The sequence below is a fragment of the Lentzea sp. genome, from assembly GCF_036380075.1.
GTDB lineage: Bacteria > Actinomycetota > Actinomycetes > Mycobacteriales > Pseudonocardiaceae > Lentzea.
Window position 1 is genome coordinate 22088 of record NZ_DASVFL010000391.1, and the last position, 21036, is coordinate 43123.

At 71.9% G+C, this 21036-nt stretch carries 21 protein-coding genes; 7 read left to right on the top strand and 14 right to left on the bottom strand.

All coding sequences use genetic code 11. The features are described 5' to 3' along the window. Positions 1 to 47: 47 nt before the first annotated feature. A complete protein-coding gene (locus VF330_RS40740) occupies positions 48 to 1205 on the top strand; it encodes a putative glycoside hydrolase family 15 protein (protein WP_330857107.1) in 1158 nt (385 codons plus the stop codon). Here the strand turns inward: VF330_RS40740 and VF330_RS40745 are convergent. The 9 genes from VF330_RS40745 to VF330_RS40785 are packed head-to-tail and all read right to left on the bottom strand — an operon-like array spanning position 1186 to position 10797. Further along, positions 1186 to 2283, bottom strand: coding sequence for a glycosyltransferase family 4 protein (locus VF330_RS40745; protein WP_330857108.1), 1098 nt, complete (start codon positions 2281 to 2283; stop codon positions 1186 to 1188). The two genes, VF330_RS40740 and VF330_RS40745, sit on opposite strands and share 20 nt — an antisense overlap. Further along, positions 2280 to 3338, bottom strand: coding sequence for a glycosyltransferase (locus tag VF330_RS40750; protein ID WP_330857109.1), 1059 nt, complete (start codon positions 3336 to 3338; stop codon positions 2280 to 2282). The genes VF330_RS40745 and VF330_RS40750 overlap by 4 nt, the downstream gene beginning before the upstream one ends. Beyond that, positions 3335 to 4735 (bottom strand): oligosaccharide flippase family protein, encoded by a 1401-nt coding sequence (locus tag VF330_RS40755; protein WP_330857110.1) that lies wholly within the window; start codon positions 4733 to 4735, stop codon positions 3335 to 3337. The genes VF330_RS40750 and VF330_RS40755 overlap by 4 nt, the downstream gene beginning before the upstream one ends. Then, positions 4732 to 5982 (bottom strand): glycosyltransferase family 87 protein, encoded by a 1251-nt coding sequence (locus VF330_RS40760; protein WP_330857111.1) that lies wholly within the window; start codon positions 5980 to 5982, stop codon positions 4732 to 4734. The genes VF330_RS40755 and VF330_RS40760 overlap by 4 nt, the downstream gene beginning before the upstream one ends. Next, complete coding sequence (locus VF330_RS40765) at positions 5979 to 6818, bottom strand: hypothetical protein (protein ID WP_330857112.1); 840 nt, start codon at positions 6816 to 6818, stop codon at positions 5979 to 5981. The genes VF330_RS40760 and VF330_RS40765 overlap by 4 nt, the downstream gene beginning before the upstream one ends. Before the next feature lie 31 nt (positions 6819 to 6849). Continuing rightward, the gene (locus VF330_RS40770; protein WP_330857113.1) at positions 6850 to 7890 is read right to left on the bottom strand and encodes a glycosyltransferase; all 1041 of its coding nucleotides are present in this window, start codon (positions 7888 to 7890) and stop codon (positions 6850 to 6852) included. Continuing rightward, positions 7872 to 9038, bottom strand: a complete 1167-nt coding sequence (locus tag VF330_RS40775) for an O-antigen ligase family protein (RefSeq protein WP_330857114.1) — start codon at positions 9036 to 9038, stop codon at positions 7872 to 7874. The genes VF330_RS40770 and VF330_RS40775 overlap by 19 nt, the downstream gene beginning before the upstream one ends. Beyond that, positions 9029 to 9973: a polysaccharide deacetylase family protein gene (locus tag VF330_RS40780; protein ID WP_330857115.1), complete on the bottom strand. Its 945-nt coding sequence runs from the start codon at positions 9971 to 9973 to the stop codon at positions 9029 to 9031. The genes VF330_RS40775 and VF330_RS40780 overlap by 10 nt, the downstream gene beginning before the upstream one ends. After that, the gene (locus tag VF330_RS40785; protein WP_330857116.1) at positions 9970 to 10797 is read right to left on the bottom strand and encodes a hypothetical protein; all 828 of its coding nucleotides are present in this window, start codon (positions 10795 to 10797) and stop codon (positions 9970 to 9972) included. Before VF330_RS40785 ends, VF330_RS40780 begins: the two co-directional genes overlap by 4 nt. 176 nt (positions 10798 to 10973) lie before the next feature. Between VF330_RS40785 and wecB the strand changes: the two genes are divergently transcribed. Continuing rightward, positions 10974 to 12080: a non-hydrolyzing UDP-N-acetylglucosamine 2-epimerase gene (wecB, locus tag VF330_RS40790; RefSeq protein ID WP_330857117.1), complete on the top strand. Its 1107-nt coding sequence runs from the start codon at positions 10974 to 10976 to the stop codon at positions 12078 to 12080. Between the two features lie 46 nt (positions 12081 to 12126). Here the strand turns inward: wecB and VF330_RS40795 are convergent, their stop codons facing one another. Both VF330_RS40795 and VF330_RS40800 read right to left on the bottom strand, forming a co-directional pair. After that, complete coding sequence (locus tag VF330_RS40795; protein ID WP_330857118.1) at positions 12127 to 12447, bottom strand: hypothetical protein; 321 nt, start codon at positions 12445 to 12447, stop codon at positions 12127 to 12129. 68 nt (positions 12448 to 12515) lie between these two features. Next, positions 12516 to 13169, bottom strand: a complete 654-nt coding sequence (locus tag VF330_RS40800; RefSeq protein ID WP_330857119.1) for a Crp/Fnr family transcriptional regulator — start codon at positions 13167 to 13169, stop codon at positions 12516 to 12518. A gap of 194 nt (positions 13170 to 13363) precedes the next feature. Between VF330_RS40800 and VF330_RS40805 the strand changes: the two genes are divergently transcribed. The 4 genes from VF330_RS40805 (at position 13364) to VF330_RS40820 (ending at position 16636) form a co-directional block, all read left to right on the top strand. Next, complete coding sequence (locus VF330_RS40805) at positions 13364 to 13525, top strand: hypothetical protein (protein ID WP_330857120.1); 162 nt, start codon at positions 13364 to 13366, stop codon at positions 13523 to 13525. A gap of 62 nt (positions 13526 to 13587) precedes the next feature. Further along, entirely contained in the window at positions 13588 to 14526 is a 939-nt protein-coding gene (locus tag VF330_RS40810) for a MauE/DoxX family redox-associated membrane protein (RefSeq protein ID WP_330857121.1), read from the top strand. Further along, positions 14523 to 16304 carry an ABC transporter ATP-binding protein gene (locus tag VF330_RS40815; protein WP_330857122.1) on the top strand — a complete coding sequence of 594 codons (1782 nt, stop codon included), beginning with the start codon at positions 14523 to 14525 and terminating at the stop codon, positions 16302 to 16304. The genes VF330_RS40810 and VF330_RS40815 overlap by 4 nt, the downstream gene beginning before the upstream one ends. Further along, positions 16304 to 16636, top strand: a complete 333-nt coding sequence (locus VF330_RS40820) for a S26 family signal peptidase (RefSeq protein WP_330857123.1) — start codon at positions 16304 to 16306, stop codon at positions 16634 to 16636. Before VF330_RS40815 ends, VF330_RS40820 begins: the two co-directional genes overlap by 1 nt. On the opposite strand, the gene VF330_RS40825 is transcribed toward VF330_RS40820, so the two are convergent. The 3 genes from VF330_RS40825 to VF330_RS40835 form a co-directional block, all read right to left on the bottom strand. Beyond that, complete coding sequence (locus VF330_RS40825; protein WP_330857124.1) at positions 16568 to 16867, bottom strand: helix-turn-helix transcriptional regulator; 300 nt, start codon at positions 16865 to 16867, stop codon at positions 16568 to 16570. The genes VF330_RS40820 and VF330_RS40825 overlap by 69 nt on opposite strands. A 154-nt stretch (positions 16868 to 17021) precedes the next feature. Beyond that, the gene (locus tag VF330_RS40830) at positions 17022 to 18392 is read right to left on the bottom strand and encodes a 5'-methylthioadenosine/S-adenosylhomocysteine nucleosidase (protein ID WP_330857125.1); all 1371 of its coding nucleotides are present in this window, start codon (positions 18390 to 18392) and stop codon (positions 17022 to 17024) included. 70 nt (positions 18393 to 18462) lie between these two features. Continuing rightward, complete coding sequence (locus VF330_RS40835; protein ID WP_330857126.1) at positions 18463 to 19557, bottom strand: TIR domain-containing protein; 1095 nt, start codon at positions 19555 to 19557, stop codon at positions 18463 to 18465. A 91-nt stretch (positions 19558 to 19648) separates the two neighbouring features. Between VF330_RS40835 and VF330_RS40840 the strand changes: the two genes are divergently transcribed. After that, positions 19649 to 20143: a GNAT family N-acetyltransferase gene (locus tag VF330_RS40840; protein WP_330857127.1), complete on the top strand. Its 495-nt coding sequence runs from the start codon at positions 19649 to 19651 to the stop codon at positions 20141 to 20143. The last annotated feature ends 893 nt before the right edge of the window (positions 20144 to 21036 follow it).

The following is a 21036-nucleotide window of genomic DNA, read 5'->3' on the forward strand; positions in this document are numbered from 1 at the left end:
TCGCCGTCGTCGCTCTCGTTCTCCTTTCGAGCGCGTGCACGGCCAGCATGGCCACCGAGCCCCGCGCCACCGGACCGGCGCCGAGACCGCTGGCGCCGTGCGCCTGGTGGTACGCCATCGGCGACTCGCCGACCGCCTGGGAGGTCAAGACCGCGGCCAAGCACTACGACGTGGTCGTGCTCAACGCGTGGGAGACCGCGCACATGCGCAAGCTCCACGAGCTCAACCCCGAGGTGAAGGTCCTGGTGTACAAGGACTTCTCCAGCGTGCGCAACTACCCCGGCGCGGTCGAGGGCAGCCGTGACGCCAAGTACCTGCCCACCGGCGTCGGCTACTTCGCGGCTCAGGAGAGCCACCCCGAGTGGTTCGCCATCAGCACGCTCGGGCAGCGCATCGAGTGGGGCGGCTACCCGCAGCACTGGCAGATGACGGTGTGGGACCCGGCCTACCGGAAGGCCTGGGCGGACGCGGTCGTCGGCGAGGTGCTCCGCGAGGGCTGGGACGGGGTGCTGGCGGACAACGACTTCAGCTCGCTCAAGTACTACTCGACCGCGGTGGTGGCCGGCACCTCCGACGCCGCGGGCACGGACCGGTTGCTGCGCGACGGCCTCGACGACATGCTCGCGCTCACCGGCGACGCCCTGGAGAAGTCCGGGAAGATGCTGGTCCCCAACGTGTCCGAGTCGCAGCTGACGCCGGGCCGGTGGGCGGCGCACTCCCGGTACGCGGGCGCGATGGAGGAGAACTTCGGCCTGCGCGGCGATGACGGCACCGGTGAGCTGATCACGTTCCAGGGCAACCAGTTCAAGGAGCAGCGCGCCCAGGCCGCGCTCGGCGAGTCCTGGCTGCTGCTGGTCACGCACACGAAGTCCGACCAGGAGGAACGCGTCGGGTACGCCTCGGCCGCGCTGCTCGCGAGCCCCCACACCTGCTGGACGCGGGCGAACCCCGACTACAAGAGCCCGTACTGGTCGCTGTACCAGGACGCGCGGCTCGGCGAGGCGGTCGAGAGCGCCGCCCGGCTGGCGAACGGCGTGTGGACCCGCCGCTACAGCGGTGGCTGGGTGGCCGTGAACCCGACGAAGACCTCCGCGCTGCTCACCCCGCCGGAGGGGCTCGTGACGCTGAAGGGCGAGCAGGTCCCGCCGCAGCTGGACCTGCCGCCCGCGGACGCCGTGGTGCTGGTCAACGGTCCGAGGTGGTGAGCTTGCGGTAGAGGTCGAGGTGGCGCCGCGCGCACACCTCGGCGCTGAACCGCTCCCGCGCCCGCGTCGCGAGCTTGGCGCCCGTGCCACCGGGGTCCGGGTGGGCGAAGAGCTCCTGCAGCCGTGCCGCCAGCGCCGTCACGTCGCCCGGCCGCGGGCAGTCGTCGCCGGAGATGCCGAGCATGTCCGCCACACCACCGGTGTCCGTCGCGACCACGGGCTTGCCCGCCGCCATGGCCTCCGCGACGACGAGCGGCTGCTGTTCCATCGTGGACGGCAGCACCAGGGCGTCGTGCTCCAGCAGCAGGTCGGGGACGTCGGACCGGAACCCGAGGAACCGCACGCGGTCGCCGAGCCCCCGCCGCGTGACCCTGCCCTCCGCCTGCATCCTCTGCGGACCGTCGCCGACGACCGTCAGGGTCGCGTCGTCCGGCATCGTGGTCTCCAGCGCGTCCAGCAGGGTGAGCAGTCCCTTGCGCTCGACCAGCAGGCCCACGAAGATCAGGTTCCGGACGGGACCGGTGGGCGGGTTCGTGGCGCCGACCTCGACGCAGTTGTCGATGTGGGTCATGCGGTGCGGCGGGACGTACAGGCGGTCGCGCAGGAACCGCCCCATCTCCCTGGCGGGCACGACCGTCCGGTGCACGACGCGGGCGACGGCGGCGTCCGCCGCCAGCACCGCTCGGGTGTAGGCCGGCGGGGGAGTCGCGCCGCGCACCCCGCGGAACCACGGCTCCTCCACGTCGTCGGGCACGCCGTGGTAGGTGTGCACGATCTTGGTGCCGGTGGTGGAGAGACCCGCGCTCACCAGGCCCGAGCGCCGGTCCTGGGCGTGCACGACGTCGGGCCGCCACGTCCTGAGCGCGGCGCGGGCCAGCCGTGCGGCGCGCACGTCCCCCTTGCGCGGCACGAGGATCTCCTCGAAGAACGGGTCGACCAGGTCGGCGCCCCGGCGCGGGCGCGGGCCGAAGACGCGCACCTCGGCCTGATCGGTCCGGGCCAGTGCGGCGGCCAGGCGCACGGTGACGTCCACCGGGCCACCGCTGTCCTGTGTGAGCAGGTAGGCGATCCGTGTCATCGTCGTCCTTCCACCAGCTTCTCGGTGAGGGTCGTGATCTGGTCGGTCATGCGGTCGCGGTCGAACAGCGCCTCGGCGCGGACCCGGCCGCGCTTGCCCTCGGTAGCCGCGAGCTCCGGGTCGGCGAGTCTCAGCGCAATCGCTTGCGCGAGTGCCGCGGTGTCCTGCGGTGCCACGACTTCGCCCGCGTCGCCGAGGCTCTGCCGCACGCCTTCGACGTCGAACGCGACGACGGAACGTCCGCAGGCCATGGCTTCCAGCGGAACCAATGCCATGCCTTCGGCCCGTGACGGCAGGACTACGACGTCGGCCTGCGCGTAGAAGTCGGCCGGGGCGTCGCTGTGGCCGTGCCAGTGGACGTTCGGGTGGCCGGTGGCCCGCAGCGAGTCCCGGAGGGGACCGTCGCCGACGACCAGCAGTCGGGCGTCCGGCACCCGTTCCAGGACCTGCGGCCAGGCCCGCAGCAGCAGGTCCTGGCCCTTCTGGTGGGCGAGCCGTCCGACGCAGACGGCCGTCGGGGTGTCGTCGTCCTTGGGGCGCGGGCGCAGGTGCCGCGTGTCGACGCCGTTGCAGACGACCTCGGCCGGTGCGGTCACCCCTGCCCGCCGGCCGGCGGCGAGCTCGTCGTCGCTGACGCAGACGAGCAGCCCGGTCCAGCGGGAAGCCGTTGCCTCCCAGCGCCTGCAGGCGCGGCTCAGGAGGCCCTCCGCGACGCCGAACGACCACAGGTGCGGCTGGAACAGCGTCGGCACGCGGCCGCGCAGGACGAGCCGGGCGAGTCCGGCCTTGGAGCTGTGCAGGTGCACCACGTCCGGCCGCAGGCGGTGCAGGGTCCTGCGGAGCGCCCGGAGCTCCGACGCGGTGCGCGGGCCGGGGGACCGGGTCGCGTGCCACGGGTGGACCGGGATGCCCGCCTGCCCGGCCTGGTCGGCGAGCCAGCCGGGCGGGCAGGCGATGCCCACGTCCCAGCCGCGCCGCAGCTGCGCCCCGGCGAGGGCCAGCACCACGACCGCGACCCCGGCCTCGACCGGCTGCGTCACGTGGACGATCTTCACACGCGCTCCTTCAGTCCGATGAGGACGGTGCGGTTCAGCGGCAGGACGACGGCGCAGTAGGCGGTGGCCAGTGCGAGCCCGGTGGCGACGAGGCCGGGAACGCCGGTGCTGTCCGGAAGGACGGCGTGCAGCGCGAAAGCGAGTGCGCCACCCGCCGCCACCGTCGCCACGGGCCGGGCGAACCGGGGGAGCGCGAGTCCGTTGCGGGCCAGCACCAGCCAGGTGATCGGGACCAGCAGCCACACCACGGCGAGCTGGGTGAGGGCGACCGCCTCGGGGCCGAGGCGCGTCGTGAACACCAGCGCCGTCAGCAGGGCGGCGAGGTGGGCGGCTTCGAGGGCGAGGTACTGCCGGGCGTGCCCGGCGGCCCTGATCCCCTGGTACCAGACGTGCAGCAAGCCCAGTCCGAGGCCGTAGCCGCAGAGCAGCACCAGGATCCGCGCCGCACCCGCCCACTGCTGGCCCAGCACGACGACGCCGTCCGCCAGCAGCGCCACGACGACGTACAGGCCACCGGTGACGACGAGCGTCGCGACGGTGAACCGGTGCAGCGTTCCGGGGAGCCGGTCCCGCTGTCCACTTCGGACCAGGTCCGCGCAGAGCGGGAAGAGCACCCCGCCCAGCACGACCGCGACCAGGATGTAGGGCACCCAGGCGATCCGGAACGCGAGCGAGTAGCCGCCCACCGCCTCCGGGCCGAGGACGTGCCCGATGGCGAGGTAGTCGACGTTGACCAGCAGCACGGCGATGAGCGCGCCGGGTCCGACGACGGCCATCCACCGCGCGGCCTCGGACGCGCTGCCGCGGTCCCACACCGGCCTGATCCGCGCCCCGGCGACCGCGGCCAGGACCGGCTGCGCGACCGCCGTGCACAGCAGACCGACCACCAGCGCGGTCGGCCCGGTTCCGGTCGCGGCCAGCGTCACGGTGACCACCGCGCCGACGAGCATCCCGCCCGCGTCCGGCAGCATCCGGCGGCGGAAGTCGAGGTTGCGGTGCATCAACGCCATCTGCACGCCACCCGCGGCGGTGAACGGCAGGGTGAGCGCCGCGAGCCGCAGCATGCCCGCGGCCTGCGGTGCGCCGAGCGCGGCGGCGATCGGGTGCGCGGCGGCGACCACGGCGGCGGCGAGGACGGCGCCGGTGCCGACGCTCATCGTGAGGACGGTGCCGGCGAGCACGAGCGGGTCGCGCGCGGTGCGGCTGACGATGTCGTAGACACCCATCGCCTGGACCACCTGGCCGATGTTGACCACCGACACGACCAGGGCGACCGCGCCGAGGTCCGCCTCGGTGAGGAACACCGCGAGCGCCAGGGTGACGGCGATCTGACTGCTCTTGCTCACCAGGTTGACCGCGAAGAGCCAGAGCGAGCCCCGCACCGCCACGTCGGTCATGCGGCGCGCCGGGTGTGCCGCACCGCGAAGACCACGAGCACGACCCAGGCGGCGACGACGGCCAGTCCGTCCAGCGTGACGCTCGCCCTGGCCCCGAACGCGCTCCGCACCGCCGTGTCGACGAAGTGCAGGTGGGCGAACGGAACCGCGAGCAGCAGCGTGGCGAACCCGGCCCAGCGCCAGTGGCTCTCGCCGCGGCGCTGCCAGCACAGGACCGCGAGCGCGACGAGGGCGGGCACGGCGATCAGCACGTCACCGGGCTGGTGGACCAGCGCGACCACGATGCCCAGGCACGTCAGGACGTCCGCGACCTCGGACCCGCTCTCGGTCCGGTCGAGCCGGCGCGCCAGGAACGCGGTCGCCGCGAGAACACCGCACAGCGCCAGGAGCTCGGCCGCCGGGGGCAGCCAGCCGGTGGTGCGGAAGAACACCGCGGGGAGGTCGACGCGTTGCGCCTCCATCGAGTCGACGGCGCCGTACCCGGTGTGGCTGGCCCAGGCGAGGTTGCGGGAGATCACGTCGAGGAACTCGCCGACGCCACCGCCGCGCACGACCAGCAGCAGCGCCACCGGAAGGCTCGCGGCGGCCGCGATCCCGGTGCCCAGCAGCGCGACCCTCCGGTCGCCCCGCGCGAACAGGACCACCGCCAGCGGCAACCCGAACTGCGGCTTCAGCCACGCCAGCGCCAGGGCCACCGACGCCCAGCCGGGGTTCGACGCGCGCAGCAGCAGCGCGCCGGCCACGCAGACCGCGAGCAGCGGGTTGACCTGGCCGATGTACAGCTGCGCCTTGCCGACCTGGCTCGTCACCAGCAACGTGCCGATCACGACCGTGCCGGCGACGAGCGGCAGCCGGGCCCTGCCCGCGGCCATCACCGACAGCCCTGCCAGCAGCACCAGGCAGGCCAGCGCGAACGACACCGCGCCGACCCGGTAGTCCGGCAGCGCGAACGGCAGGTGCAGCACGAGGTGGTACGGCTGGTAGAGGTTGAAGTTCTGGCGCACCGGCCAGTGGTCGAACATCACGGCGGGGTCGTAGGGGTTGCCGCCGTTCAGGAACTCCCGGATCGGGAAGTACAGCGCGTCCCGGAAGTCCTGCATGCGCTCCTCGGGCAGGTTCCCCTCGGTCGGCAGCGGCACCTCCCACGACGGCCGCAACGCCCGGAACGCGCTCGCGGCACCCGCGAGGGCGACGAGCCCGACCAGGAGCGACCTGGCCAGTCCCGCGCGGCTGGTCGTCGTGATCACGCCAGCACCACCGCCACCACGACGGACGACTCCGGCAGCACGGCCAGCACCGTCGCGAGGTCGTTGCGGCCCCGTTCGGCGACCGCGATCACCGCCGTGCCGTCCGCGGGCTCGGAAGCCTTGTCCGGCAACGTCCGCGCGAGCTCCTCCGCCCGCTCTGCCAGGTTCGGGCTGACGGCCAGCACGCGCACCGGCCGTGCCGCCGCCATGCACAGCGCCGTGAGCCGCTCGACGAGCGCCGGGTCGTCGTCCTGCGCCACGACCACGGGGTGGTCGATGCCCGCCTTGGTGAGGGAGGACCGAGCCGTGTTCCCCCGCCGCAGCACGCCGACGGCGACACCCGCGATCACGGCGGCGACCAGCGCGAGACCGGTGGCGAGCCGCCAGTCCGGGCTCACCGTCGCGGTCTCCGGCTGCGGGTCGACCAGCCGGAACCGGGCCGCGGGCGCGAGCAGGTCGGCGTCGACCACGGCCTTCGCCACGGCGGTCACGGCCTTCGAGGCGTGCTCGGCCGTGTCGGCGCGCACGGAGATCCGCGCGACACCGGACGCCGGCACCAGCTCGACGGCGATGGCGTCGGCCAGGCGTTCCGGCGTCGTGCCCGCCTGTTGCGCCGCCGCGGCCAGCACGGACGGGCTGCGGACCAGCTGCACCACCGCGGGCGCCGCGAGCGAGGTGACCTCGCCGAACTGGGAGCTGTCCGGTGTGGACGGAGTGGCGAGCAGGGCGAGCCTGCCCTCGCTCACGCCGTCGCGCAGGGCGACGGCCAGCAGCACGAGCGCGCCGACCGCGATGGCGGCCAGCACGCCCTCGACCACAGCTCTGGGAGCCTTCATCGTCCCTCCAGGACGGTAGTTCGCGGGAAACTCACCGACGTTCCGCCACCGTGCGGAGCAGTTCGTCGTAGGACTTCATCAACGTGTGCGCGTCGGCGCCGCCGTCGCGGGCCGCGGCGACCGAGCGGGCGGTGGGGGAGTAGAGCAGGCTGCGCAACGCCTTGGCGGTCTGGCCGGGGCTCCTGCGCGGCACGAGCACCCCGCCCCCGCCGGCGAGCACCTCGCGCACACCGTCCACATCGGACGCGATGACCGGCCGGTCCGCCGCGAGCGACTCCAGCAGCGCGATCGGCATGCCCTCCCAGTCGCTGGTGAGCACGGTGACGTCCGCCGCCTCCAGCAGGTCCCGCACGTCGGTGCGCGTGCCCAGGAAGCGGACGCCGTACAACCGCTCCGCCCGCTTCTCCAGCTCACCGCGCAGGCTGCCGTCCCCGGCCAGCCACAGCTCGGCGTCGCCGGGGACCAGTCCCCACGCGTCGAGCAGGACGTCGTGCCGCTTCTGCGGTTCCAGCCGCGCGGGGCACAGGGCGACGGGCACGTGCGGCGGGGTGCCGAGGGCCTCGCGCACGGTCGCGCGGTCCGTGCGGGCGGGTTCGGGGAAGACCGCGTTGGGGATGACCACCACGGCGCCGAGCCCGGCGCCCTCCAGCCGGTCGGCGGCGGCGTCCGCGACCGTGACGACGGTGTCCGACACCCGCCGCAGCACCTTCACGGCACCGGCGACGTCGGCGTCGGCCACCCCGTGGAACACCGTCACGAGCGGACGCCGGGGCGCCGCGATCCGGGCGGTGAGGCTCGCGGACACGTTGTGCGCCAGCACGACGTCGGGCCGGAACCGGCGGACGGCCCGCCGCGTCGCCCACGCCGCCCGGGCGACCCCGAGCGGCGACCTGCGGGCCACCGGCACGTCGAACACCGGGAACCCGTCCCGCCGCAGGGCGTCGGCGCGGAACCCGCCGCCGCTCGCCACCGCGGACTCCCAGCCGACGTCACCGCCCGCCTTCACCATCCCGGCCACGAGCGCCTCCGCGCCACCCGCGCCCATCTCGCTGATCACGTGGAGGACGCGCATCGACTCTCCTTCAGGGCCCGCTGCCCGATCGCGACGGCGACGGCGACGAGCGACCACAGGGGCAGGTAGTACTGCTCGGACAGGAAGATCGAGGCCACCAGCACGGCGATCAGCGCGGCCTGCACGGCCACCGCCTCCCGCCGGTTCGCCCGCACGGCCCGTTCGCTCGCGACGAAGCCGAGCGCGACCAGCGCGGCCAGCACCGCGAAACCGGGCAGCCCGAGCTCCGCCGCCACCTCGATGAACAGGTTGTGCGCCACCGGGGTCTGCTCGTCGATCTCCGCGTTGCGCGACGCCGCCGCGTACTCCTGGCGGAACCCGCCGGGCCCGACGCCGAGCAGCGGGTCGTCGGCCAGCATCCGCGCGGCGGCCTGCCAGCGCAGCACCCTGGTGTCGGCGTTGGTGCCCGCGATGTGGCTCTTCTCCTGGAACGCCCGGGACAGCTCCGCCTGCGCGGTCTGCGCGAACACGAGCGCCGCCAGCCCGGTCACCGCGGCGGTGACGACGACCGCCCGCACCGGGATCGCGCGGCGCAGCACCAGCCAGGCGAGCGCGCAGCCCAGCGCGATCCCGCCGCCGCGGGAGAACGTCGCCGCGGCACCGGCCACCAGCACCGCCCCCAGCAGCAGCAACACGATCCGCGAACGGCCCCGCGCCGGCAGCGCCACCAGCAACGGCAACGCCGCCACGAGGAAGAACGACAGGTCGTTGGGGTCCTCCAGCGGCCCGGTCGCCCGCAGCTCACCGCTGACGAGGCTGACCAGCCCGCCGGACGCCGCCACGACCGCGCCCGCGACCGCCGCGGCGAGCAGCGCCTTGACCGGCACCTCACGCGCGGCCACGTCGGCCAGCACGACGGTGATGACGAGGAACGGCACCCAGCGGACCAGGTACTCCAGCGTGAACGGCTCGGCGACGTGCACCGCGGAGGTCGTCAGCAGCACCACCGCCAGCAGCGCGACCAGCAGGTGCAACGGGTGCGGCTCCGGCAGCCGGCGGTTCCGGACGAGCGAGACCACCCACACCGCGATCAGCGCGGCGGGCACGACCTTGGCGAGCTGGCCGTTCACCTCCAGCAGGTACCCCTCCAGCGGGGCCAGCGCGACCGTGCCGCAGGCGAGGACGCGCAGCAGGGCCGTCAGCCACATGCGACCGGGTCCCGTTCGCGCAGACGGGTCCGCGTGACGCGGTCCACGTGCTCGCCGGTTCCCACGACGTCGAAGTGGCGGCGCAGCGACGACAACACCCACTCCAGCAGCGCGACCTTCTCGTGGCCGGGGACCGCCATGCCGGGGAAGAACTCCATGCCGGGCGCCTCGGTGGCGGTCAGCACGTCGGTCGGGTGCAGCAGCAGCGACGGGGAGACGTTCCCGGCACGGCACAACCCCAGCGCCGTGCGGAAGTAGCCGCGCGCGAGCCGGGGCGAGACCTGGTGCAGCTGCAGCAGGTACGCGCCGTGGATCGGGACCCGGAACAACGGCATCGTGGTCACGGGCAGCTCGACGAGCCCGTTGGCGCGCCAGCGGTACGCCTCGTTGGGGGCCTTGACCTTGCCGAACCCGCCGAAGAGGTCCGCGGCGTCGTCCCGCGAGCCGGCGGTGCGGTTGTGGTAGGCGCGGGCCAGCGGCCCGATCCAGGTGGGCAGAACGCTGGCGTCATAACGGTATCCGCGCTCCTTGAGCACGTGGAGCAGCTGCGGCGTGACGCTGTAACCGGGGCCGCGGAACCCGACCGGGCGCGGCGCCCCGGCGGCGGTGATCGCCTCCTCCGCCCTGGCGACCTCGGCGGCGAGCTCGTCGTCGGAGTACCGGTGCAGCCACGGCTCGTGGCCGAACGAGTGGTTGGCGACCTCGTGGCCCGCTCGGGTGATCGCCGCGACCGCCTCGGCGCCGTCGTCGCGTTCGGCGTCCGCGCCGACCACGAACACCGTCGTGGTCAGACCCTGTTCGCCGAACACGTCCAGCAGCCTCGGCACCGCGGACGGCAGGAAGCTGGGCCTGCGTTCCCACGCCGGGTCGCCGTGCGTCTTCAGGTACGCCCAGAGGTTGTCGAGGTCCAGCGACACGCTGGCGACGGGCTTCACCGCTCGCCTCCCGCGTGCACGAGCTCCCGCGCCGGCCGCGCGGTCGACCCGAGCACCAGCACCCCGGACACGACCAGCAGCACGCCGAGAACGACCCACCACTCGCGTCCCGGCGCGATCCGGTCGCCCATGAGCAGCAGGCCCGCTACCGAGCCGAGCACGACCGTCGTGGCGTCCATCGACGCGACCGCGGACGTGGCCGAGCCGCGCTGCAGGGCCGTGGCGAGACAGGCCTGCCCGGCGAACGCGGCCACCACCATCACCCAGGTCAGCGGGTGCAGCACGAGGTCGAGCAGCGGCTTGCCGGCGACGTTGCGCGCGGCCACGGCGACGACGGCGAACGCGACACCGGCCAGCACGGGGGTCGCGGCCTTCAGCGTGCGCGCCAGCGGGAGCACCGCGAGCGTCAGCGCGCCCAGCACCACCAGCGCGGGCACCAGCGGGAGCTCCTTCGCGGTGGACGGCGCCGCCGCGCCCGTGAGCAGCAGCAGTCCGCACGCCATCACCACGAGCACCGCGACCTCGACGCGGCGGATCCGCCAGCCGAGCAGCAGCACGCCGATCACCGTCGCCAGCCCGACCGCGCTGGAGGACCCGGCCTGCACCAGGTAGAGCGGGAGGTCCTCGCGCGCCAGGAAGGCGAACGCGAACCCGCCGACCTGACCGGTGAACCCGAGCAGGTACACCCGGTCGGAGGCGAGCCGGGCGAGCAGCCCCACGCCGGTGCCGGGACGGTCGTCCGCCCTGCGCGCGGCGACGGTCTGCGCGACTATCCCCAGTCCGTACAGCACGGTGGACACGGCAAGCGCCAGATGACCGGACACGCGGGACTCTCCGTCGGTTTCGGCGAAACACGCTTCGGCGCGCGCCTCAGATGAGCGCGCACACTACGACACGCCTCTGCCGCAACACTTTCGAGCGATATCCCAGGCAACGCTTTCGGGTGAACGTGAGCGGTGAACGCCGGGGAACGCGCGGAACGATGAAGTAGCTTGCCGCCGTGCGGGAAACGAACACCGTGACGATCGTCTGCGGAACCAGGCCCGAACTGATCAAACTCGCGCCGCTCGTCGACCACTTCGGCAGCGCGTGCACCATGATCTACACCGGCCAGCACTACGACCGCTCGATGTACTCGCTCATCCGCCGCGAGGTGCCGGAACCGGGCGGGTTCCACGAGCTGCGCCTGGGCGGCCTGCGCCGGGGCGACCAGCTGGGCCGCGCCGTCGCGGCCGTGGACGAGGTGCTGGCCGCCGACCGCCCGGCGGCGGTGATCGTGCAGGGCGACACCACGTCGGCGCTCGCCGGAGCGTTGGCGGCCAACGCCTGCGACGTCCCGCTGGTGCACGTCGAGGCGGGCCTGCGCAGCTACGACCGCGCGATGCCGGAGGAGCACAACCGCGTGGTCATCGACCACCTGGCGGACCTGTGCTGCGCGCCGACGTCGTTGAACCGCCACAACCTCCTCGCCGAGGGGGTCGCCGACAGCCGGGTCGTCGTCACCGGCAACACGGTCGTCGAGGCGCTCGCGCACGCGTTGCCCGGCCAGGACGAGGAGAACGCGGTCCTCGCGGGCCTGGGCCTGACGCGCGACCGCTACGTGCTGGCGACGATCCACCGCCCGGAGAACGTGGACGACCCGGGCAACCTGGAGATCATCCTGCGCGAGCTGCTCTCGTTGCCGCTGCCCGTGGTGCTGCCGCTGCACCCGCGGACCGCGGCGCGGGTGAGCTCGTTCGGGCTCTCGGAGCTGGTGCGCGGCCTGCAGGTGGTCGAACCGCGGCCGTACCGCGACTTCCTGGCCCTGGCACACGGTTCCGCCGTCGTCGTGTCGGACTCGGGTGGAATCCAGGAGGAGGTGAGCGTGCTCAAGCGTCCCGTCGTGGTCGTCCGCCGCAGCACCGAGCGGCCGGAGATCGAGGGAACGTTCGGCACGCTCGTCCCGCCGGGCCCGTTGGTGGGCAACGCGGTCCGCTCCTGGCTCGACGACGTCGCGGCACACCGCCTGGCGCTGCGGGAGATCCCGTCCCCCTACGGCACCGGTTCGCCGGCCGCGCGGATCGCGCTCGCCGTCCGGAAGATGGCCGGCGAGCCCGTCGCGGTGTGAAGCTGGTGGTGTGGCCGCGCCCCCCTACGCCGCGGCCACACCGGGATCAGAGCCGCACCAGGTTCGCGCGGTGGTGCGGGTCGATCCCCTCGGCGGGACTCCGGTCCGGCATCTTCTCGCGCAACGCCCGACCGTTGGCGAGTACCGACTGCCATGTGTCCCACACGGCGATGAGCGCTGCCGACAGCACCACGGCGACGGCCACGGCGAGCACGCCGTCGTCGTCGAGCAGCACGACCGCGGCGACGACGGCCCACAGTTCGACAGCGGTGAAGACGACGGCGTACACCACCCGTTCCGTGTGCTTGCGCCGTGCGCGCTGCAGCTGCTTGCGGGAGTGGTCTTCCGGCAGAGTCTGGCGCTTCATGACGGCTCCTGGGTGAGTGCTCTTCGTCTGAGCCCCAAGGAAACGCCTGTCCGGCGCGAACGTCTGCGTCAGATGCCACACAGCTTGCGCAGTTCGTCCTCGCGCAGGATCTTGATGCTGGTGCGGCTGGTGACGATGATCCCCCTTTGCCGCAGTGTCTTCAAGGCCCTGGCGAGCGTCTCACGGGAAATCCCCGCGATGCCGGCGACCTCGCTCTGGCTCAGCGGAACCGTGGAAATCATGTCGTCGGCTCCCCGGTGCGCGAGGTCGAGCAACACCGCACCCACCCGGAACAACGACGGCCCGGTCCGCAGGTCCTGCTGCTCCCCGGTGGCCCGCTGCCGTGACACGACGACCTTGAGCAACGCCCACGCGATCTCAGGCCTGGTGGCGCACAACCTCTTCAACGCCAAAGCGTGGATCACCATGCCGATCACGGGATCCACGGCGGTGAGCGTCGCCGACCGCCGCCGCCCGTCGATGGCGGAGAACTCGCCGATGATCTCACCGGGCCCCCGCACGGCCAGCACCGTCTCCTCACCGCTGAGGGCGAACCGGCTGACCTTGACCCGGCCGCGCGACACCAGCAGCACGTTGCGCGAGTCGTCACCCTGGTGGCAGATCACGACCCCGGACTCGAACGCCACCTGCGTGGCCGCCGCCCGCAGTGCCGCGCGGTCCTGGTCGTCGATCATCCCCCAGAAGGACTGGTCCGCCCGCATGCTTCCATGATTCACGCCCCGGGACCTGCGTCGATGCCCCGATCGATCTAAAAAAGCCGGCAGTGCCGCCCCACCCGGGCTGGAATCACCGGTGCGTCCGACCCCGTCCGACAGTGTCCGACCCTCCTTCCGCCGACCCGCCCCGCCGGGCGAGCGTGGGGGCGTTCTGTTGGTCGACTGGGAGGAGCGGACCCGTGAAGCGATTCGCGAAGCTGGCCGGTGAGCGGCTCGTCGGACTCGTGCTGCCGAGGATCGACGCCGGTGCCTGCGTGCCGGAGCACGGGCAGTGTTGCAAGAAGGGCTACCGCTTCAACTGCAACGGGATCTGCTCGTCGGTGAGCAGCACCTGCAAGTGACGCAAGGGGGTGCCGGCGGGCGCGTCCCGCCGGCACCCCCGCACCCGTCGCGGGAGGCCGAAGTGCTCGATCTGTTCGCTCGTCTGCTGCTCGGTGCCGTCTTCGCCGCGGCGTTCGCCGGAAAGGTGCGCACCGGGCAGGGTTTCGTGGAGTTCCGCGGCTCGGTCGCCGCACTCGTGCCGCGGTTGCCGGCCGGACCGCTCGCCGTCCTGGTCCTGGCGGGGGAGGCGGTCGCTGTGGTGCTGCTCGCCGTTCCGGGGACGCGGATCGGCTACGCGGTCGTGGCCGCGTTGCTCGCGGTGTTCTGCGGCGCGATCGTCCTGGCGATGTCCGGCCGGAAGCCGGTGCGCTGCAAGTGCTTCGGCGCCGGTGGCGATGTGCTGGGCACGAAGCACCTCGTGCGCAACGGCGCGCTGATCGGAGTCGCCGCTTCGGGGGCTTTCGTGCCGACCCCTGGTTCTTGGGAGGAACCGTTGACCCTGCTGACGATCGCCGTCGTGCTGCTCGCCGTGGTGGTGGCGGTGCACGTGCTGTTCACGTTCGGGCTGGTGGCCAGGGTGCGGGAGCTGCAGGAGCGCCAGGGCCCCGCGCGTCCGTCGAACCTGCCTCAGCCGGGGCTGGTGGTGAAGCCCTTCGCGCTCACCGACACCGACGGCCGGGCGTTCACCGAGGCCGACCTCGACGGACCGGTGCAGGTCGGCTTCTTCTCGGTCGGCTGCGGGCCGTGCCGGACCTTGACGGACGCCTTGCTGGACAGTCCGCCCGTCGCCCGCTTCGTGTCCGTTGTGGATGATGATCCGAGTGATCCCGATGCCACGAAACGACTTGTCGAGAAGGTGAGCGGACTCGGGCGGGTCGTCGTGGTCGGCACCGACGACCCGGTGCTGTCGGCGTTCGAGGTCATGGCGTTCCCGACACTGGTGCACACGCACGGCGGTGTCGTCACGGCGTCCGGGATCAGGCTCGACGACTTCGCCGGCGTTCCGGCGCCGGTGGCATGATCCGCAACGCAGCGGCGGCGCTCGCCCTGCCGTTCCGGGCCGCGCCGGTGATCGCCGGGGGAACGCTCGCCCTCACCGTGCTCGCCGGAGCCGCCCCCGCGTGGGGCGCCTGGCTGACGGGGTCGCTGGTCGACGAGCTCACCTCCGCCACGGCGAGCGCCGGGCGGGCGGCGTTCCTGGCGATCGCCGCGGCGGTGACCGGTGGTGTCGCGATCGCGTTGCTCTACCTCTGCGGCTACCTCGGGGAGGTGGTGCGGCACCGGGTCGCGCTCACCGTCGAGAGCCGGTTGTTCCGGCGGGTCGCGACGTTGCCCGGCCTGCGCAGGATCGAGGACCCCGCGTTCCACGACCGGCTGCGGCTCGCCGAGCAGGCCGCCCAGGAGGCGCCCGGCACGATCTCGCAGTTCGCGCAGGAACTGGTCCGCTCGGTCGTCCTGCTGGCGAGCTTCACCGGCGCGCTGCTGGTGGTGTGGCCGCCGATGACGTTGCTGCTGCTCGCTTCCGTGGTCACGGCGGTGTTCGCGCGGCTCGCGACCGCACGGCGCGAGGCGGCGACCGAGGAGGCGTGGGTCGCGACCGACCGGCGGCGGATGTTCTACCGGGCGCTGCTCACCGACGTGCGGGCGGCCAAGGAGATCCGGCTGTTCGGGCTCGGAGAGTTGTTGCACAGCAGGATGATCGGCTCGTTGCACGCGGTCTCCGGTGCGAGGCTCGACGCGCAGCGGCGGGGAACCGGCGTGCAGAGCGCCCTGGCGTTGCTCGGGGCGGTGGTGGCCGGTGCCGGAACGGTGGTGGTGGCGCTGAACGTCGTGCGGGGGCAGTCGTCGGTCGGCGATCTCGTGCTGTTCCTCGGTGCCGTCACCGGTGTGCAGACCGGGCTGTCGGGCGTCGTGCTCCAGCTGGGGGAGGCGGGACGGGCGGTGCGGCTGTTCGGGCACTACCTCGACGTCATCGGCACCGAGGACGACCTCGTCAACGGTGCCGGGACGCCGTCGGCCGGTGCTGTCGAGCTGCGGGACGTGTGGTTCCGCTACGAGGACGACGGGCCGTGGGTGCTGCGCGGGGTGAACCTCACGATCCCGGCGGGTGCGGCGGTGGGCCTGGCCGGGGTCAACGGCGCGGGCAAGAGCACGCTGGTGAAGCTGCTGTGCCGCTTCTACGACCCGCAGCGGGGATCGATCACGTGGGACGGCGTGGACCTGCGCTACCTGGACGTCGTGCTGCTGAGGCAACGGATCGGCGTGGTGTTCCAGGAGTTCATGGCCTACGACCTGACCGCGGCGGAGAACATCGGCATCGGCCGCGCCGACTCGCACGACGACCGGCCGCGGATCGTCGAAGCCGCGACCACCGCGCGCATCGCCGACACCCTCGAAGCACTGCCGCACGGCTACGACACGGTGTTGTCGAGAACCCATGCCGACGACGACCGGCCGGGCGTCACGCTGTCCGGCGGCCAGTGGCAACGCGTGGCGCTGGCCCGCTGCCTGATGCGCACCGATGCCGAGCTGATGATCCTCGACGAACCGACGTCCGGCCTCGACGCAGAAGGTGAGCACCGGGTGCACGAGACCGTGCGGCGGCACGCCGGGGGAAGGACGAGACTGCTGATCTCCCACCGGATGGCGGCCCTGCGCGACGCGGACGTCATCGTCACCCTGGCCGGCGGACGAGTCGCCGAACAGGGTGACCACGACGAGCTGATGGACGCCGGCGGTGAGTACGCCCGCCTGTTCCGGTTGCAGGCGGACGGCTACCAGGATGCGAGGGTGAGCTGATGTGGGTCAGGGTCACCGTGCGGGGCTCCAGCATGTCCCCGACCCTGCGCGACGGCCAGGAACTGCTGGCGCGCAGGCTCTTCCGCCGTCCACGGCGTCACGAGGTGATCGTGTTCCGGGTGCCGGACCCCGATCTCCCCCACCGGGTCAAACGGGTGGCGGCCGTAGCGGGCGACCCCGTACCGGACTGGCTGGCGCCGGCGATGCCGGACGTGACGCACGTCCCGGCCGGGTTCGTCGCCGTCGCGGGGGACAACCCGCGCTCACAGGACTCCCGTCAGCTGGGCCTCGTCGACTGCCGGGACGTGGTCGGCGTGGTGCGCGGCACCTGACCGCCGGCACGCCGCCACCCACCGCAGCCGCCACCGGGCGGGGTCCCCGCCACAGGCCCGTGCGATGGCCAGAACCGTGTCGAGCCGCGGGAACCGCCGCCCGGTCAACGCGTCGTGCAACGTGCTGCGCGCGCACCCGGTGCGGCGCGCCAGTTCGCGGTAGGACAAGCCGACCAGCAGACGCAGCTCGTCCAGGTCGATGCCGAGCTGCTTCCTGCCCCCTGTGGTCATGCAGACTCCCGTTGTCGTCGGTCCTCCGTTGCTCTCTCCGTGATCAGCCCACCCGCATGATTACCCACGCCGGCGCGACTGCGCCAGCAGTCGATCTTGACGGCTGTTCACAGGTTGCACTGGAGCAAAAACTCGGACGACGGTGTGAGGTAGCTCAGCAGGCTTTTCGAAAGGCGTCGTGCAACCGCGCGGAGAGCTCGCCGGCAACCTCCCGCGCCTGGTGGAGCAGGTCCCGGATGGGGATCGCGTCCTCGGAGAGCACCCTGAGGTGGTGCACGGTGCAGAAGCCACCTGCCTGGCGTTCGGTGAGTCCCGCGGCTGGCTCGAGCCCGGCGGCCAGCGCGACAGTCGCCGGTGCCGGAAGGCTTGCGATCTCGGCCAGCCAGCGCAGACACCGTTCAATCTGGTCGTTCAGCGCGTTGAGGTCGAGGACCGACCCGCGGGCGTTATTGAGGAGCGGCAACCATGCGGACCGCTGCCCTGTGCGGTGCACCGCGAGTCCCTTGTGCCCGGAGGGACTCGGTGCCGAGCGCACCCAGGCCACCTCGCCGGCCACGTCGGACGTGAGCCTCTCCGTGCCGCTGAACAACCCGCGAACTCTGCCGTGGTCGGAGAGGACGCCGGGCAGTTGTTCCAGCCGTGCTGCCTCCAACTGCCCGAAGTCGTCCATGGGTACGAGGTGCACTTCGACGGCGCAACGTTCGACTGCCGATCTCGTCCCGGTGAGGTCCGCTCGCCAGTTGACATTCATGGGATGCCTCGACCGGCGCGGCGTCCTGGGGACCTGGGCGAGCACTTCGGTGGCGACCGCGATGGTGAAGGCAGCGGCGTTGCGGGCGGCCGTCGTCTGCCACCCGTGGCGATCGGTCTCGTACTTGAGCCCGTCGGCCTTGTCGCTGATGCCGCGCACGGCCAAGAACGGGGACCTGTTGAGCTGCGCGGCCTTCGCCGTGCCCGCGCTCTCCTGCTCGATGGCGGCGGCATCCGCATAGTGCAGCCGCAACTGCTTGTCGAGCGGGGTGTCACGGGAGTTGAGCACGACCTCTCCGGCCGCCACCGGCCGGAAGACCACGCCTGGGACGGCGGAAAGCCCACGGCTCCAGGCACCAGACCTGCTGACGTGGCGCGCGATCTGTTCGAGCTCGTGGTCCGCGTCCCAAGCCTGAGGGCGGGCTTTGAAACCTCTGCGCTCCTGGAAACCGCCGTGATATCCGTAGACCTTGGTGGCGACGACGACGCTGCCGAGCTTGAGGTCGTCGTGCAGCGCGCCCGCGATCCCGCTGAACAGGACGGCGAGCGGCCGGAACTCGGTGATCGCACGCTCCGCGAGCACGGCGGCAGGCGCGGTTCCGGCTCCCGCGACCGCCAGCGCGATCCTTCCGCCGCTGCGGACCCGGCCGACCTCGAACCACGTGCCGGCGGCGTGGCGGTGCACCTCCGGCGCCTCGAGGAGGTCCCGGACGGCGGCGTACTCGCTCTCCAAAGCCGTCAGCACGACAACGGTGTCGGTCGCTCGGATGGTCACCCTGGTCCTGTTCTGGCAGCGCGCTCCTGCGGCCGAAGGTACCTCCTCGCCCTGGCTTCTCCTTGCGGTGTCAGATTTTTGTCAAGGAAAGCACCCGGAAGACCGCCGCGAGCGCCTCTTCCTCCCGGCGCGTGTAGCCCAGGAACTGGATGCGCCGCAGCGCCGTGTCCGGATGATCGACGACGTGGTCGACAGCCGCCGAAACCATCGCCTCGGCGGTACGGCTGAGATCACCGCCCGCGGCACCGGTGCCCAGCAACGGGAACAGGACGCTGCGCCGGCTTTCGAGCTGTTCGACAGTCCGCAGGACGTTGCGCACGCAGCCACCGACGTCACCCACCTGCCGGTACCCGGCGCCGGGCTCGCCGTGCACGGCCGCCACGTGGACGATGTGCCGCACGTTGTGAGTGCGCGCAAGCTCGCCGCTGCCCGTGACGTACACGCTGCCGGGCGCCACAGGCCGTTGCTCAGCCTGCGACTCGAGCTCGGTGGCGATCGGGTCGTCGAGCATCCGCCCGGTGTTGTCGCGGCTCGCTCCCCAGAACCGGATGATGCTCGAGACGCTGAAGTCGGTCGGCCTGGCCATGTACATGTCGGTGTTCTCGCTGTTGACCCAGACGTCCGCGTTGGTGCACCGGAGGATGTCGCCCGGCACGATCACGAACTCGCAGCCCCGGTCCGCGGAGAGCCGGAACGACGTCGCCGGTCCGGAGGCACGCGCGTCTGCCAGGTGTGGCAACAGGTTGCGCAGCTCTCGCACCAGGTGGGCCAGGTCGTTCTCGATGGTGTAGTGCCGGAGCCTGAGGTGCTGGCACCTGGCCAGCGCCCTGATGCCGTCGGGGAGGTCCAAGGGTACCTGCGCGTCCTCGACGAGAACCGGGATGACCCTTATTCCACGGGAGAAAGCATCCACGATCTCCCGCTGCACCCAGTCCTGCTCCGGGTCGCCCAGCAGCTCCTGCCAGCTCTTGCCGATGACGGCGATCAGCACCTCGCAGCGGCTCAGCGTGTCGAAGACCCTGTCGACGAAGTCGTCGCCCAGGTGGATCGAGCGGGAGGCGAGGAAGACCTGGTCGGAGCCCAGGTGCTGGGTCAGCGCCTGGTGGATCAGTGTGGCGTAGCCGGGCTGGTCCTGGACGCGGTAGTTCACGAACACCGAGGCCATGCCTCCAGGATACGGTGATCGGGAGCCGGATCGTCTACTTCGGACTCGCGCTTGGGTCTGACTCGGTTCGGTAACCTGGTGCAGGGGTGGCATGGGCGACTGGACCGTCAGACCGGCCCGGCTCGAAGACCTCGCGTCGCTGACCTGGCGACTGGGGCAGGGCCGGTACTTCACCGATCGCCTGGACCGCCAGTCGAGAGGGTTGGGCGTGCTCCTGACCGCCTGGCGTGCGGGTGTGGTGCTCGGCGTGGTCTACGTGTGGCTCGAGATCGCGGAGGAACCGGAGATCCGCCGCCACCTGCCCGACACGCCGCTGATCACCCATCTGGAGGTCCACCCGCAGCACCGCGGTGAGGGAATCGGGCGTGGGTTGATCGGCAAGGCCGAGGAACTGCTGGCGCGAGAAGGCCACCGTTCGGTCGCGCTTGCCGTTGAGGTGAACAACGGCGCCGCTGCCAACCTATACAAGAGTCTTGGCTTCCGGAACTGGAGACACGGACTGATCAACTGTTACTCCCTCGGCGACGTCAACGGACATCGCCGGGTGGAGGTCTGCGCTGTGATGACCAAGTCGCTCACCCGGTAGGTACGTGCTCTTGGTTGCAAGCCCCATGGCAGCCATCAGCTCCTTGAGGTCACCCTCGAAGCGGGGTCGCCTTCCGACCAGTTGGTTACGGCTGAGATGCCGGTGCCAGGTACGTCGATCGCTGCGCAATGCTCGCACGTACGACTCGCACAAATCGGCACGGATGAGGCAGTTCCTTCCCCATGCGGCCTTCAACGAGTTGAGCATGCGATTCTTCTGCTCTGAGTCCTCCACGTGCAGGCGTACGGCCTTCATGGTGTCCATGATGAATCGTCTTCGCTTCCGGAGATACCAGGCCCAGTAGCCCTCAGTGGCGTTCTTCAGAGATCTGCCGTCGTCCAGCAGCCAGAAGAGTCCCTCGGCGAGAACGTCTCCGAGTTCCTCTGCACGAGCGCGCTCGACTCGATCGAACGGGTCGTATTCCTGCTGGACCGCCTCACCGATGACAGCGGTGGGGCGCAACTCCTTGTCGTCGAGGAGGAAGAACCAGTCCTCGTTGTAGATGTTGGGGAAGAAAGCCCTCGTCGACCTCGTGTGGATCACGAGTGCGCCGCCTCCGACGAACACGTCCTGAGCTCCGCCGGCCGCTCTGTACGCGTGGCAGACGACTGAGTTGTCGAAATGTCCGCCGATGGCAAGACCGACCCCGTCATACCTGTCGGTGAGCGCGGCCGCTCGTTCGAGATCGAGTGGTTCGGGAACCACGATGTCGTCATCGAGGAAGACGACGCGCTGCCAGCCGGCCGCTCTCCCGATCAGGAGCCCGAGATTGCGCTTCAAACTGATGTCACTGGGTCGGGACCAGGGAATCCGAAGCAGCGCGGTTGTCCTGAAATCGGGAAGCAGGCGTGCGGGGAGGTCACCCACGTTGACAGCGAGCACTTCCGCGCGTG